The organism is Bacillus sp. FSL R5-0585 (assembly GCF_038004545.1).
Lineage (GTDB): Bacteria > Bacillota > Bacilli > Bacillales > Bacillaceae_G > Bacillus_A > Bacillus_A cereus.
Map to the genome: position 1 here is coordinate 2,879,153 of NZ_JBBORJ010000001.1, position 12,437 is coordinate 2,891,589.

The following is a 12,437-nucleotide window of genomic DNA, read 5'->3' on the forward strand; positions in this document are numbered from 1 at the left end:
TATTCATTCATTAATGCTTGTTCTTTTCTCTATTATGACATATTTTTTTCTATTGTTAGAAATAATGTTTATATAATCCATTTTCAGCCAAAAATATAAATAAAAGGAGGTGTGCAAAAATGAATTTACAATCTCTTATAATAGGTGCTCTATCGTTTTTAGCTTCAACTCTTATTTTTTATACCGTTAGTTACGTATTATTATTAGATTTGTTGCCCAATCACGTATTTATTGCCCTTGTCATCCTTTCCGCTCTTATGATTTCTTTTCTTATTACACGAAAATCAATGAATGAGCCATCTGCAAAAGCAAAGTAATAGAGAGGGGTGCTTTCCCCTCTCTATTATCATTTCCTAGGAAAGGTCATATAGATTTGACGAGTTTATATTCATTCCAATCCGTAAGGGCTAATTAAAGTCTCACTTTATCTTTGAAAATTCATTTTTTCACCATAATCTTTAACAATCTGAATTATATTTTGAAACACACCTATTTTTTCTTTTTTACTGTTTAATATTTTCAAATCATAACTTTCGTAATATGTTTCTAATGATTTTAATTGTGATTCTGAAGCGCTTTTTATCGGAACAGTAGCATGCAATTCATATTGCTTATACCCTTCCTTTACTTTTTCACCTAAAATCATTTCACTCTCTTTTGCTCCAATTAATTTTTGAACTTTTTCTGGAAAATTGAGTTGCAAATAATATTCTTGCTCCTTCACTAACTTATTGTATAGTGATTGTGAAATCGTATACCGTACCGTATAATTCACGTTTTGATCGCCTGTTTTAATATGAAATGCGGTAATCTGCAAATCTTTTTTTGTTACTTCTGTTAAAGGGCTTACCTGCATCTCATCTTCTTTTTGTTCTGAGACATTTGGAAATATATCCAAAAGCTTTTCCGTATCTTTTTCATTCAACATATACATAGCTTTCTTATATTGCACCCATCCTCGTCTATCTTCTCCCCTTAACCATGCATAATAAGTTTCTTTTTTCCCATCTCTACTAATTTGTATTTCATATTCAGGTTCACCGAAGCTTCCTGTTATTTCTTGTTTCTCAGCTTTATTCAAAATGTCTATTACTAACTTCGCTTCTGATTCCTGCAACTTTTTCTCTTTATGTTTTTTTTGTATAACGGTTACCCCTATTGTTTCTTTCACTTCCTTCACCGTCTCTTCTACTTTTTTTGTTTCTTTTTTCGGCTCAACTTGACCACAAGCTGCTAGTAACATAACAAACAACAACACCAATACATATTTCCCTTTCAAATTAATCCTCCTCTTACGATAAGAAATCCTTATAATCTTCATACATAAAACAAAAACGTGACATCCTATTAAATACGCTATACTAATCATTGAAAGGAGGTCTTTATCATGTCCATTAATTTTCATGATGAAAATAATAAGTACACATATGCAACAAGAAACGCTCATATTTCTTGGGCTGAAATGGTAAAAAACATTACAGAAATACAAAACAAGCAAATAATTGATATCGGCTGTGGTGGTGGGATTTATACGAAAGAACTCGCTCTTATGGGAGCCAAAAATGTTGTGGGACTTGATTTTTCAAAAGAAATATTACAAGCTGCAAAAGAAAATTGTAACAACTTTTCAAACATTTCATTCATCCACGGTGATGCACATAATATCCCATACTCTAATGAAACATTCGACATAGTTATTTCGCGTGCAGTTATTCATCATTTACAAGACATTCCTACATTTTTACGTGAAGCTTCTCGTATATTAAATAAAAACGGTGTACTTATTTTACAAGATCGAACAATTGAAGATTGTACAATTCCAGGAAGTCCCGAACACATTCGCGGATATTTTTTCTCTCTATTTCCAAAACTTATTGAAATAGAGTCAAAAAGACGTCCAAAAACCAACACTATACAGACAGAATTACAAAAACATTCTCTTCATGTACTTCCCGCACAAACACAATGGGAAATACGAAAAATACATGATTCTGTAGAAGCATTATTGCAAGATTTATCTCCTCGAACAGGTCGATCCATTCTATATGAGTTAACAGATGATGAACTTTCTCAACTTCTACAACATATACAGACCGCATTACAAAACGTCTCTCCTATTATTGAAAGAGATCGATGGACAATTTGGAGCGCCATGAAGTTGTAAGGAAGGAAGCCTCACAAAATAATGTGAGGCTTCCTTTCTTTCATAATCTAATTTTGCAACACTCTTGATATCCTCCACTTCTGGCCTGTGCACTTCCACACTTCGGACATACTAAATATCTAGACTGATTTGTCAACAAACTACCTTTTTGAAAGAGTAAAACTTCTGCTTGTTTAAACGAACGCGAATAATATAACCACATAAAACCAATTATAGCAATAATGCCAAATAATACTCCCATCGCAAGCATTTCAGTCACCTCTTTTGGTTTGTTCTTTCCAGCAAGTGGATTGTTGTATTATTCTCTGTAAATTCAAACAATCCCTTCTTTACTCCTATAAATATCAACTTTCTCTATAAATTTTACAATTCTCCGCAAATTTTTACTCCTATTTTACAATTCATTATTCCTTTTGCAACAACGAATATCACTTTCGATATTTCCGTATATAAATATATCTTTCAAAAAACATATTGACTTTCTAAAAAAAACATGCAACAATACTGTCAGAATACTTGAATAAAAATTCATTGACGAGAACGAGTACGTTATAGAACTGTTCCCCAGAGAGTTGGCGATTTGCTGAAAGCCAACGTTCAGTGCGTAACCGAAAATCATCTCCGAGAAGTAGAACCGAATGTTACAGTAAGTTCTTACCGGCCGTCCCCCGTTACAAGGAACACGTATCATGTTGTACGTTGCAAAGCCGTATACATATAGATTTATTTCTACATGTGTAAATTAGGGTGGTATCGCGGGTAAATATAACTCGTCCCTTTCTTTAGGGACGAGTTTTTTGTGTTCTTACAAATGAATGAAAAAGGAGGAAAAACAATGAACACTGTATCAAAAAAACATATTTTTTTCACGGGTCTTATGCTATTTTCTTTATTTTTTGGGGCAGGTAATTTAATTTTCCCTCCCATGCTTGGGCAAAACGCAGGTGAAAACTTTTGGCCAGCAATGATTGGATTTTTACTAACAGGAGTTGGCTTACCACTACTAACTGTTATCGCAATTTCTCTATCAGGAAATGGAATGCAGCAACTTGCAAGTCATGTTCATCCATTATTCGGAATTTTCTTTACAGTAATTGTATACATTGCTATCGGTCCATCTATGGGCATCCCACGTGTTGCAAATGTCGCTTATGAAATGGGTGTTAGTTCTTTCTTACCAGAAACAATCCGCTCTAGCAGCCTAGTGCTATTTGTATATACAATCATCTTCTTTACTATCGTATTTTGGCTGAGTTTGAATCCATCTAAACTTGTTGATCGTATTGGAAATGTATTAACACCTATTTTATTACTCTCTATTTTCTTATTATTTGTTAAAAGTGTATTTACACCACTTGGGCAATCAGGACCAGCAATGCAAGAGTATCAAACTTCTCCAATCTTCAAAGGCTTTATGGAAGGCTACTTAACAATGGACACTATTTCAGCACTTGCATTCGGAATTATCGTTGTAAATGCAATTCGCTCTAAAGGTGTGAATGATCGTAAGTCCATTGCCATCGCCACAGCAAAAGCAGGGCTTATTGCCGCTACAGGGCTCGTACTTGTATACGGTGCACTCGGCTGGCTTGGGGCAACTAGCGTCTCGCTCGGATATGCAAAAAATGGCGGACAGCTACTTACTGTTATCGTACAACAATTATTCGGTCCATACGGTTTGCTCCTATTATCTCTTATCGTTACACTCGCTTGTTTAACGACATGCGTTGGACTCGTATCTGCGTGCAGCCAGTATTTTTCAACATTATTGACTACATTTTCATACAAAACGTTCGCGAGTATCATTTGCGCATTAGGATTACTAGTTGCCAATTTAGGTTTAACGAAAATTATCGCAATCTCTGTTCCAATTCTACTTGTTGTGTATCCAATTGCGATTGTACTCGTACTACTATCATTACTTCATAAATACTTCGGTGGATATCGCTCTGTTTATGTAGGTGCTTTAATTGGAGCAGCTGTAGTGAGCGTATTTGATGGATTAAAACAAGGTGGTATTTCAGTTTCATTTATCACACCATATTTTGAATTTATTCCTTTATATAATGAAGGAATCGGCTGGCTAATACCAGCATTAGTAGGAGCTCTTATTGGTCTTGCAATGGCTAAGTTAAGCGGTACGAAAAAAGTTCCATTAGTAACCGAATCTCACGAAGTAAAAGCCTCCTAAAAAAACTCCCAAAAGGGAGTTTTTTTACATTTGATACGCAGTATGATTAAAACTGCTTATTTTATAAGCCTTCGTATAATATTCAATATTCGTATCAACTGTTTCTACCTTGACAACATCATAGTGCTCTTCTTGCTTTACTAAAAATAAATAGTATTCCTCTGTAGCCTCAATAATCGCAATTTTATCTGTTTCAACATTATATTGTTCACAAAGCGCTTGTAATGCGTTCACATAATCCCCTAATTTTTTAGACTTATCCATTCCGAATATAGTTTGAACTAACATATACATTCTCCCCTTTATATGTACTGTTAATACCTCAATGATAACGCTTACATTATTTATCGTCAATAAAAACATTCAATAGTTTTAACGCCAAATCTATATTGTATCGAGCCAATAATCAGCGAGGAATTCCCCGCCAATTAAAGTTTCACTTTATCCCGCATTAACTGCCCGTAAAAGCCCGATTGGTGAGGGCTGATAATCAGTGGGGGAGGAACAACCTCCCCACTGATTAAAGTTTCACTTTATCACTTCGTTAATTGATGCCTAAATGCATAAATAACCGCCTGAGTACGGTCACTTACATTCAATTTATTTAATATATTACTCACATGTGTCTTTACCGTTTTCAGTGCAATAAATAACTCGTCCGCAATCTCTTGATTACTTTTTCCCTCTGCGATTAATAACAAAATCTCAAACTCTCTTTCCGTTAAATCATCATGCAAAGGTTGCTCTTTCTTTTGACGCATACGGGACATCATTTTCCCGGTAACTTTCGGCTCTAATACTGTTTCTCCATCATAAGTAGCTCGTACAGCATCAGCAATATCACTTGCTCTTGATGTTTTTAATAAGTAACTGGTCGCCCCAGCCTCAATAACAGGATACAATTTTTCGTCATCTAAAAAGCTTGTTACAACTACAATTTTTGCTTCTGGCCATTCTTGAATAATAGCACGTGTTGCTTCGACACCATCCATCTCATCCATAACAAGGTCCATTAAAATAATATCCGGCCTTAATTGCAATGCTAATTCTGATCCTTTTCTTCCATTCTCAGCTTCCCCTACTACTTCAATATCTGGCTGTGTAGATAAATATGCCGATACACCCATACGAACCATTTCATGATCATCGACAAGCAATACTTTTATCATACTTCTCCTCCTCTCTCAATCATAATCGGTACTTTTACTTCTATTTGTGTACCTTTGGCCGGGAAACTAAGTACCTTGAGTGTCCCACCAATTTCATGAACACGCTCTTGCATCGATCTTAGGCCATATGAACCAGCCTTATTAACCCCTACTTCAAACCCAACGCCGTCATCAATGATTTTTAAAATCGCATATTGATCAATTTTTCGAAGGCGCACTTCTGTTTTCTTTGCCTTCGCGTGTCGCAACGTGTTTGATAGCGCTTCTTGCACAATACGGAATAAATGATCTTCTACACCTTTTTTTAATTCTATTGGCTCAATAAGCCATTCAATTTTCATATGTTGTTTTCGCGATAATTCCGTTAATAATTCCTCTATACCTTCTGTCAGTTTCTTACCTTCCAATTGTACAGGACGTAAATGAAGGAGCAATGCTCTCATTTCTGATTGAGCATTTACAACCATATTTTCAACAAGTTGCAATTGTTTTTTTGTCACATCTGGAAATTCAGTTATTTGTTCATTAATCGCTGACATCATCATCGACATTGCGAAAAGCTGCTGACTTACTGAATCATGCAACTCCCTTGCTAAACGATGCCTTTCTTGAGAAATCGCTTCTTGTCTCATCTCTTCATTCCAATGAGCTCGTTCATTCGTTACTTTTTGAAAGAGTCCAGCTTGCTCCTCTAATCGACGAGCCAGAACGATTACTTTTCGTTCCACTTCATGAAATTCATCATCTGCAGTAAACGAAACATCGCTCGGAAAATTCCCTCGCTCTACTTCAAATAGAAACGTATTTAATCCTTGTATACGCTGCTCTATATAGTAACCGATTGCATATCCTACAATTCCCCCGATAAGTAAACTTGTAGTCATAATAAACAAGCCAATTGGAACAGAAGCGATAGATTCCTTCCATAATAAATCATACACTTGTTGCTCGCTTTTCCATACATATACAATTGTACAAATGAGTGCGATACTAACAGAGGACAACATAGAATAACGAATATACATCCACGAAATATTTTTTTGTTTCTTCATTATACTTTCCTCACTTCCGTGTCGCCTACGACAAGCGAAGAAATAATTTTAATACGACGAGGAGCCTCTTTATACTGCTCTGTTCTAAATGTAACATTGCGGTTAAACCCTGTCTCTTCATGACCTGGCAAGAGCACACGTCCGACAATAACAGAATGATTTAAAGAAAGTTCAATATCATATGGCACATATAAACGAATATTACCAACGACACCCCGAATAACAATTACCGTTTCCCCTTCTGGAATCATAGCAGTCGTTAAATCTATTTCCACATCACAGGCACCATATTGAACATTAATATCCTCAAGTTCATAAATATGATCCATCATTCGTACATTGCCTACAAACATATTTTTTAAATATGGTTCTGTACGATATATTTGCTTCTCTTCGTCTATCATCCCTTTTTCTTTAATTTCAATCTTCATTGCTTTTTGCTGATGTCCTTGCTGAATCAATTGATAACCTATTAAAGCTAAACAAGCAAATACGACAAGAACAAATGCTGCTGATGAAAATAAGAAGAATAAAAATACGATACCACCAACAAATAAAAATACATTTCCCCGTACATAACGATTCTTTTTACGATAATGCCTTCCAAACATAAGCATAATAAATGCAAAAATGAGACCACCTGGTTCAAAATGTCCAAGTATCATATCAAGAAAAAGACCGAATCCAAATATGATGAGGAGCATCCCCATTAATTGTGTCTTTGAAAAATGTTTCTTCATTTCAGCTCCCCCCTTCTTGTCACATATACATAGAAGAAAAGGCATTGCTTTCCAACACCTTTTCTCCTATCACTATATCATAAGCCTGTTTTATAATATACTACTATTATTTTGTTAACTCTTTCGTTAACGATACATCATTCTTTTCTTTCATTTCACGCTCAAGTTTTGCAATTTTCATATCAAACGTGTCACGCTCATGCTCTTCATTCATACGAGTTTCTAAGTCACGAATATGATCTTCAATCTCTTCAAATCGTAAGAACGGATTATTTTCATCCATTTTATGCATCGCAGTATTCATACGACGATTTGCATGTGCCATATTTTCACGTGCCATTAGTTCCATGCGCTTTGCGTGCATTTCTTTTAATTTATTTTTCATTTCAGAAAGACGACGCTCTAACTCATCAATTTGCTCTACAACACCTGCATACATTTCTTCTAATCGAGTTACTTGCCCTTCATAATAAGCTACCTCTTCTAACGCACGTTCGTGCAATTGTAATTCGTCTGCTTCTTGAGCAATGATAGCTTGCTTTGATCTTTTATTAACGAAATAACGTGCTTGCTCAAGCTCACGAGCAAAGTTAGATTTTAATGTTTTATGACGCTCAATTAACTTCTCAATTTTTGTTATTTCACGCTCACTATCACGTAAATATTGGTTTAACATCGCAATTGGATTTTTTCTTTCCTTCTCATCTAACACGTTATGAAAATCAGCTAAAATTGCATCGCGTACACGTCCGAATAAAGATTGTTTCATTATAAATCTTCCTCTCTTCTACTTTATTTATAATTTGATTTATTGTTTTAGTTTTTCATTAATTTGTTCCACTCATCTTCAAAGTTACTATATGGTTTAGAACTTTCTGGAGCAGATTCAACAACTACATCTTTTTCTTTTTTCCACTCACGGTATCCGTAGTATAAAACCACTAAAGCAGCGATACCGATTAATGCTGGCGAATGAGAAAGTGCAATGGATAAACCGATTAAACCAACAATACCCCAAGCTAACTTTCCAAAAAATGATTTAGCTCGCACAAATGATTTATAGCTCCAATATACAACTCCTGCTCCGATTGCGAACCCTACAATACCAGCAAGACTACCAAGAGCAATTAAAGCCAAAATACCGGCTGCGATAAACGCTAGAAATTGTTTCATCTTGTGCTTGCCTCCCTTCGATTTGATACTCTTATCTTAACTATTTTTTCATCTTTCCATAACGAGCTTAAGAACCGTTTTTAACTCAGACTTAAGACCGAGTCATATTCAGCCCTTTACGCAAAAAAACGTGCAGAGTCTATCCTCTGCACGTTTTTTAATTACTAACATTCATATTAAATTAAGCTGTTTTATGATACTCTTTTTTCTCAGCTACTTTCGAAAACCTTGGAAACCCAATTAAAATAGAAGCAATCCCACATACTCCAACTAAGATTGGATAAAATGCATATGGCAACAATTCAACCGGAGATAACGCCGCAAATCCTGCTGCCGTTAACATTTGGGCACCGTACGGAATTAATCCTTGCACACAACATGAGAAAAGATCTAATACACTCGCTGATTTACGAGGGTCTATTTCATATTGATCTGCAATATTTTTTGCAAGCGGGCCTGTAAAGATAATTGAAATCGTATTATTCGCTGTACACATATTCGTCATACTCACTAAACCAGCAATACCAAATTCCGCTCCTTTTTTCGAACGAATATTACGTGTTAATACATTCATTAAATATTGAATACCACCATTATATTGGATTAATTCAACCATACCGCCAATTAATATAGCAAGTAATACTAACTCCATCATACCGCCCATTCCAGTCGTTACACTTTTAAAGAAACTTTCTAACGTGTAACTTCCATCTATAAGGCCGATAACACCAGATAGTACAGTTCCACCAGTTAATACAATAAGTACATTCCAGCCAAGTAGCGCTGTAATAAGTACTCCTGCGTACGGTAAAATCTTTATCCAATCAAAGCTATGTGCTTTAATCTGCGTGTCACTTCCTGAAGTAACTATTACTAATAGTACAATTGTAATAATAGCCGCTGGTAACACAATTAAAAAGTTCGTTTTAAACTTATCTTTCATTTCTGTTCCTTGTGAACGAACAGCTGCGATTGTTGTATCTGAAATAAATGATAAATTATCACCAAACATCGCTCCGCCAACAACAGTAGCCATTGCAAGCGCAATTGAGATATCAGTTTGACCACTAATACCTACAGCAATCGGCGCTAATGCTGCAATTGTTCCCATTGAAGTTCCCATCGCTAATGAAATAAATGCACCAATAACAAAGATTCCAGCCACGATAAATCCTGGCGGTAAAATAGTTAACGCTAAATTAACAGTTGAGTCTACTCCGCCCATTCCTTTAGCAGTTTCAGAAAACGCACCTGCAAGCACAAAAATTAATACCATAATCATAATATCCGGATTTCCTGCACCTTTAGCGAACCGCTCTACTTTCACATTAAAACTTTCTTTACGATTCATCACTAAAGCGACTCCTACAGCAATTGAAATCGCTACAAGTATCGGCAATTTATAGAAATCACCTGTAATAATTCCAGAACCAATAAATAGCGCCAAAAATATCCCAAGTGGTAATAAAGCTAAACCATTTCCTCTCGTTTCTTTCAAAGTACCATCTCTCCCTAGTTTCAACCTTTTTCTAATGAATAACAAAAGACCTCTTCCGATGAGAAGAGGTCTTATACATCTATAAGAAACACTCTTCTCATCTTTCAAGCACACGCTTGCTGGATTTGGCACAGCACTCTGAAATCGAGTCCGCTGCCGAGGCATCGTAGGGCCAGTCCCTCCGCCTCTCTTTATAAGAAGGTTTCATATTTATTTTTTAATAATAATTTCTTCCCTAACTTTACTCGCTTACAAAACAAAAGTCAATTATTTTTTGTATAGATTTTTTTGGTAATTATACAAAAATTTGAATACAACAATCATTTTAACTTTTCGATTTCTTCTTCCAATATTGAAATCCAATAAAATTCACTATTTTTTATTGTTGCTAATATCCATTTCGTCGTGTACCAAGCTAGCTCATACTCTTCCTTCGTGACATCACCACTTTTATAAGCATCCTCTAGCTCCTTTTCATCTAATACATACACCTTACCGCTAGATAATAATACTACATCTAAATATAAATCATCAAAATACGGTAAACCACGATCGTCTATTTTATATTCTTTCGCCACATCGATATAATATTGCACTAATTTTTTCTGATCATCTAACATAGCGGTAATCGCAAAGTTTTTCCCGTCTATGAAATATTGAATCCACGTATACTGATCCGCTGCAATACAAAGTTCTTCACCATCATATTCTTTACAACTAGGCTCTCTCACCTTTTTTATATCCAGTATTCCGAGCATTCCCTCTTCTATTTGCTTAACCGTATAACTCTTTTCTATTAGTCTCTTCCACGAAGAACCGTCACCATATTTACGTTTCATTATGTCTGCTCCTCTTCTATATACAGAAAAGCCCCCACATATTATGTGAGAGCTTGTTCATATTATAATTAAGCCGCTTGACCCTTTTCAGAAATCTCCTTTAAATAAGCTTGTCCTTTTTCAGCGTCATATTGACCTTCCCACTTAGACATAACTACAGCTGCTAAAGAGTTTCCTACAACGTTAACTGCTGTACGAGCCATATCTAAAATACGGTCAATACCAGCAATGAACGCTAAACCTTCAGGTGGAATACCTACTGTACCAAGTGTCGCTAATAATACAACGAATGATACGCCCGGTACACCTGCGATACCTTTTGATGTAACCATTAATACAAGTAATAATGTAATTTGTTGTGTAATAGATAAATCAATACCGTACATTTGCGCCAAGAAAATAGCCGCAATTGCTTGATATAAAGTTGATCCATCTAAGTTAAATGAATAACCTGTCGGAATAACGAAAGATGTAATTGCTTTCGGACAACCGAATTTCTCCATTTTCTCCATGATTTTTGGTAAAACTGTTTCTGAGCTTGCTGTAGAATACGCTAAGATCAGCTCGTCTTTTAAAATCTTAAAGAATTGGAAAATGTTAATTCCAAATATTTTCGCTGTAAGTCCTAAGACAACTACGACGAAGAAGATCATTGCCCCATATACGACAATTAGCAATTTCCCTAATGGAATTAATGAAGCAAGACCAAATGTAGAAACTGTAACACCAATTAGTGCAAACACACCAAATGGTGCAAATTTCATAACTTGGTTTGTTACATAAAACATTGCGTCAGCTACACCTTGGAAAAATTGAAGAACTGGTCTTCCTCTTTCACCAATTGCTGCTACACCTAAACCAAATAGTACAGAGAAGAAGATAATAGCAAGCATATCTCCGTCAGCTAACGACTTCATAATGTTCGTTGGAACAATATTTACAAACGTATCTGCAAATGAATGACTTTGTACTTGCTCTGTCGTATGTGTATATTTCGAAATATCTGTCTTTGTTAACTGCTCCATATTTACGCCTTTTCCTGGTTGGAAAATATTCGCTATTAATAGACCAACAATAATTGCAATTGTTGTAATGATTTCAAAGTAAATAATTGTTTTTCCGCCTAGTCGACCTAGTTTTTTAACATCGCCAACACCAGCAACCCCAACAACAATACTTGCTACAACAATTGGTACAACGATCATTTTAATTAATCGGATGAAAATATCACCAATTGGTTGTAAGTACTTCACAACAGCTGGATTATCAAAGAAAATCGCACCAACCGCAATACCAAGCGCAAGTCCTATTAATATTTGCCATGCAAGTCCTATTCTTTTCATATTTGTTGTAACCCCCTCTTCGATGTGTCACTCTATCTCTCATTCTATCTCTATAAAACTAAGAAATTAAGAGTATTACATATTATTCGACAATTCACTACATTTTGTCCCTGTTAAAAATCATAAATCAAAAATTTAAATCTGACAACAAAATAACTTTGCCCGAACACAAATAATTTTCTTGACAAAAAGCAGACCCATGTTAGAAAACCTAACATGAGAACGATTCCTTACTAGTGTTTTATTAGCTTTCAAAGTAATATTTCAC

General features: G+C 35.4%; 14 protein-coding genes, 1 riboswitch and 1 other annotated feature. Of the genes, 3 read left to right on the forward strand and 11 right to left on the reverse strand.

What is annotated here, in order from left to right; all coding sequences use genetic code 11:
• Positions 1-119: 119 nt before the first annotated feature.
• Positions 120-317 (forward strand): hypothetical protein, encoded by a 198-nt coding sequence (locus MKY38_RS14740; protein WP_001053356.1) that lies wholly within the window; start codon positions 120-122, stop codon positions 315-317.
• A 107-nt stretch (positions 318-424) separates the two neighbouring features.
• Here the strand turns inward: MKY38_RS14740 and MKY38_RS14745 are convergent, their stop codons facing one another.
• Complete coding sequence (locus MKY38_RS14745) at positions 425-1,279, reverse strand: hypothetical protein (protein ID WP_065223956.1); 855 nt, start codon at positions 1,277-1,279, stop codon at positions 425-427.
• A gap of 108 nt (positions 1,280-1,387) precedes the next feature.
• Here MKY38_RS14745 and MKY38_RS14750 point away from each other — a divergent pair, with 108 nt between their 5' ends.
• A complete protein-coding gene (locus MKY38_RS14750) occupies positions 1,388-2,164 on the forward strand; it encodes a class I SAM-dependent methyltransferase (protein WP_065223955.1) in 777 nt (258 codons plus the stop codon).
• Between the two features lie 40 nt (positions 2,165-2,204).
• Here MKY38_RS14750 and MKY38_RS14755 read toward each other — a convergent pair whose 3' ends face one another.
• Positions 2,205-2,414, reverse strand: coding sequence for a hypothetical protein (locus tag MKY38_RS14755; RefSeq protein WP_000880630.1), 210 nt, complete (start codon positions 2,412-2,414; stop codon positions 2,205-2,207).
• A 272-nt stretch (positions 2,415-2,686) separates the two neighbouring features.
• Positions 2,687-2,945, forward strand: a binding site (T-box leader).
• A 54-nt stretch (positions 2,946-2,999) separates the two neighbouring features.
• On the opposite strand from MKY38_RS14755, the gene brnQ3 reads away from it, so the two are divergent.
• Positions 3,000-4,355, forward strand: coding sequence for a branched-chain amino acid transport system II carrier protein BrnQ3 (gene brnQ3, locus MKY38_RS14760; RefSeq protein WP_001099143.1), 1,356 nt, complete (start codon positions 3,000-3,002; stop codon positions 4,353-4,355).
• Positions 4,356-4,379: 24 nt separating this feature from the next.
• Here brnQ3 and MKY38_RS14765 read toward each other — a convergent pair whose 3' ends face one another.
• The 9 genes from MKY38_RS14765 to gltP all read right to left on the reverse strand — a co-directional run bounded on the left by MKY38_RS14765 (position 4,380) and on the right by gltP (position 12,169).
• The gene (locus MKY38_RS14765) at positions 4,380-4,718 is read right to left on the reverse strand and encodes a DUF3922 domain-containing protein (RefSeq protein WP_002061028.1); all 339 of its coding nucleotides are present in this window, start codon (positions 4,716-4,718) and stop codon (positions 4,380-4,382) included.
• Positions 4,719-4,891: 173 nt separating this feature from the next.
• On the reverse strand, positions 4,892-5,524 hold the full coding sequence (locus MKY38_RS14770; protein ID WP_000598707.1) for a response regulator: 633 nt from the start codon (positions 5,522-5,524) through the stop codon (positions 4,892-4,894).
• Positions 5,521-6,576 carry a sensor histidine kinase gene (locus MKY38_RS14775; protein WP_000744326.1) on the reverse strand — a complete coding sequence of 352 codons (1,056 nt, stop codon included), beginning with the start codon at positions 6,574-6,576 and terminating at the stop codon, positions 5,521-5,523. The genes MKY38_RS14770 and MKY38_RS14775 overlap by 4 nt, the downstream gene beginning before the upstream one ends.
• Positions 6,576-7,316: a cell wall-active antibiotics response protein LiaF gene (liaF, locus tag MKY38_RS14780; RefSeq protein WP_065223954.1), complete on the reverse strand. Its 741-nt coding sequence runs from the start codon at positions 7,314-7,316 to the stop codon at positions 6,576-6,578. Before liaF ends, MKY38_RS14775 begins: the two co-directional genes overlap by 1 nt.
• A gap of 106 nt (positions 7,317-7,422) precedes the next feature.
• On the reverse strand, positions 7,423-8,085 hold the full coding sequence (locus tag MKY38_RS14785) for a PspA/IM30 family protein (protein WP_000814124.1): 663 nt from the start codon (positions 8,083-8,085) through the stop codon (positions 7,423-7,425).
• 47 nt (positions 8,086-8,132) lie between these two features.
• On the reverse strand, positions 8,133-8,489 hold the full coding sequence (locus tag MKY38_RS14790) for a lmo0954 family membrane protein (protein ID WP_000808640.1): 357 nt from the start codon (positions 8,487-8,489) through the stop codon (positions 8,133-8,135).
• A 181-nt stretch (positions 8,490-8,670) separates the two neighbouring features.
• Positions 8,671-9,987 (reverse strand): Na+/H+ antiporter NhaC family protein, encoded by a 1,317-nt coding sequence (locus MKY38_RS14795; protein WP_000665494.1) that lies wholly within the window; start codon positions 9,985-9,987, stop codon positions 8,671-8,673.
• Positions 9,988-10,081: 94 nt separating this feature from the next.
• Positions 10,082-10,187: riboswitch (SAM riboswitch) on the reverse strand.
• Between the two features lie 120 nt (positions 10,188-10,307).
• Complete coding sequence (locus MKY38_RS14800; protein WP_070179978.1) at positions 10,308-10,826, reverse strand: DUF402 domain-containing protein; 519 nt, start codon at positions 10,824-10,826, stop codon at positions 10,308-10,310.
• 68 nt (positions 10,827-10,894) lie between these two features.
• Positions 10,895-12,169, reverse strand: a complete 1,275-nt coding sequence (gltP, locus tag MKY38_RS14805; RefSeq protein WP_000821126.1) for a glutamate/aspartate:proton symporter GltP — start codon at positions 12,167-12,169, stop codon at positions 10,895-10,897.
• Between the last annotated feature and the right edge of the window lie 268 nt (positions 12,170-12,437).

Coding starts and splice junctions, on each gene's coding strand:
- MKY38_RS14785 (WP_000814124.1), bottom strand. CDS start 8,085: ATGAAACAATCTTTATTCGGACGTGTACGCGATGCAATTTTAGCTGAT.
- brnQ3 (WP_001099143.1), top strand. CDS start 3,000: ATGAACACTGTATCAAAAAAACATATTTTTTTCACGGGTCTTATGCTA.
- MKY38_RS14750 (WP_065223955.1), top strand. CDS start 1,388: ATGTCCATTAATTTTCATGATGAAAATAATAAGTACACATATGCAACA.
- MKY38_RS14755 (WP_000880630.1), bottom strand. CDS start 2,414: ATGCTTGCGATGGGAGTATTATTTGGCATTATTGCTATAATTGGTTTT.
- MKY38_RS14790 (WP_000808640.1), bottom strand. CDS start 8,489: ATGAAACAATTTCTAGCGTTTATCGCAGCCGGTATTTTGGCTTTAATT.
- liaF (WP_065223954.1), bottom strand. CDS start 7,316: ATGAAGAAACATTTTTCAAAGACACAATTAATGGGGATGCTCCTCATC.
- MKY38_RS14800 (WP_070179978.1), bottom strand. CDS start 10,826: ATGAAACGTAAATATGGTGACGGTTCTTCGTGGAAGAGACTAATAGAA.
- MKY38_RS14775 (WP_000744326.1), bottom strand. CDS start 6,576: ATGAAGAAACAAAAAAATATTTCGTGGATGTATATTCGTTATTCTATG.
- MKY38_RS14740 (WP_001053356.1), top strand. CDS start 120: ATGAATTTACAATCTCTTATAATAGGTGCTCTATCGTTTTTAGCTTCA.
- MKY38_RS14765 (WP_002061028.1), bottom strand. CDS start 4,718: ATGTTTTTATTGACGATAAATAATGTAAGCGTTATCATTGAGGTATTA.
- gltP (WP_000821126.1), bottom strand. CDS start 12,169: ATGAAAAGAATAGGACTTGCATGGCAAATATTAATAGGACTTGCGCTT.
- MKY38_RS14770 (WP_000598707.1), bottom strand. CDS start 5,524: ATGATAAAAGTATTGCTTGTCGATGATCATGAAATGGTTCGTATGGGT.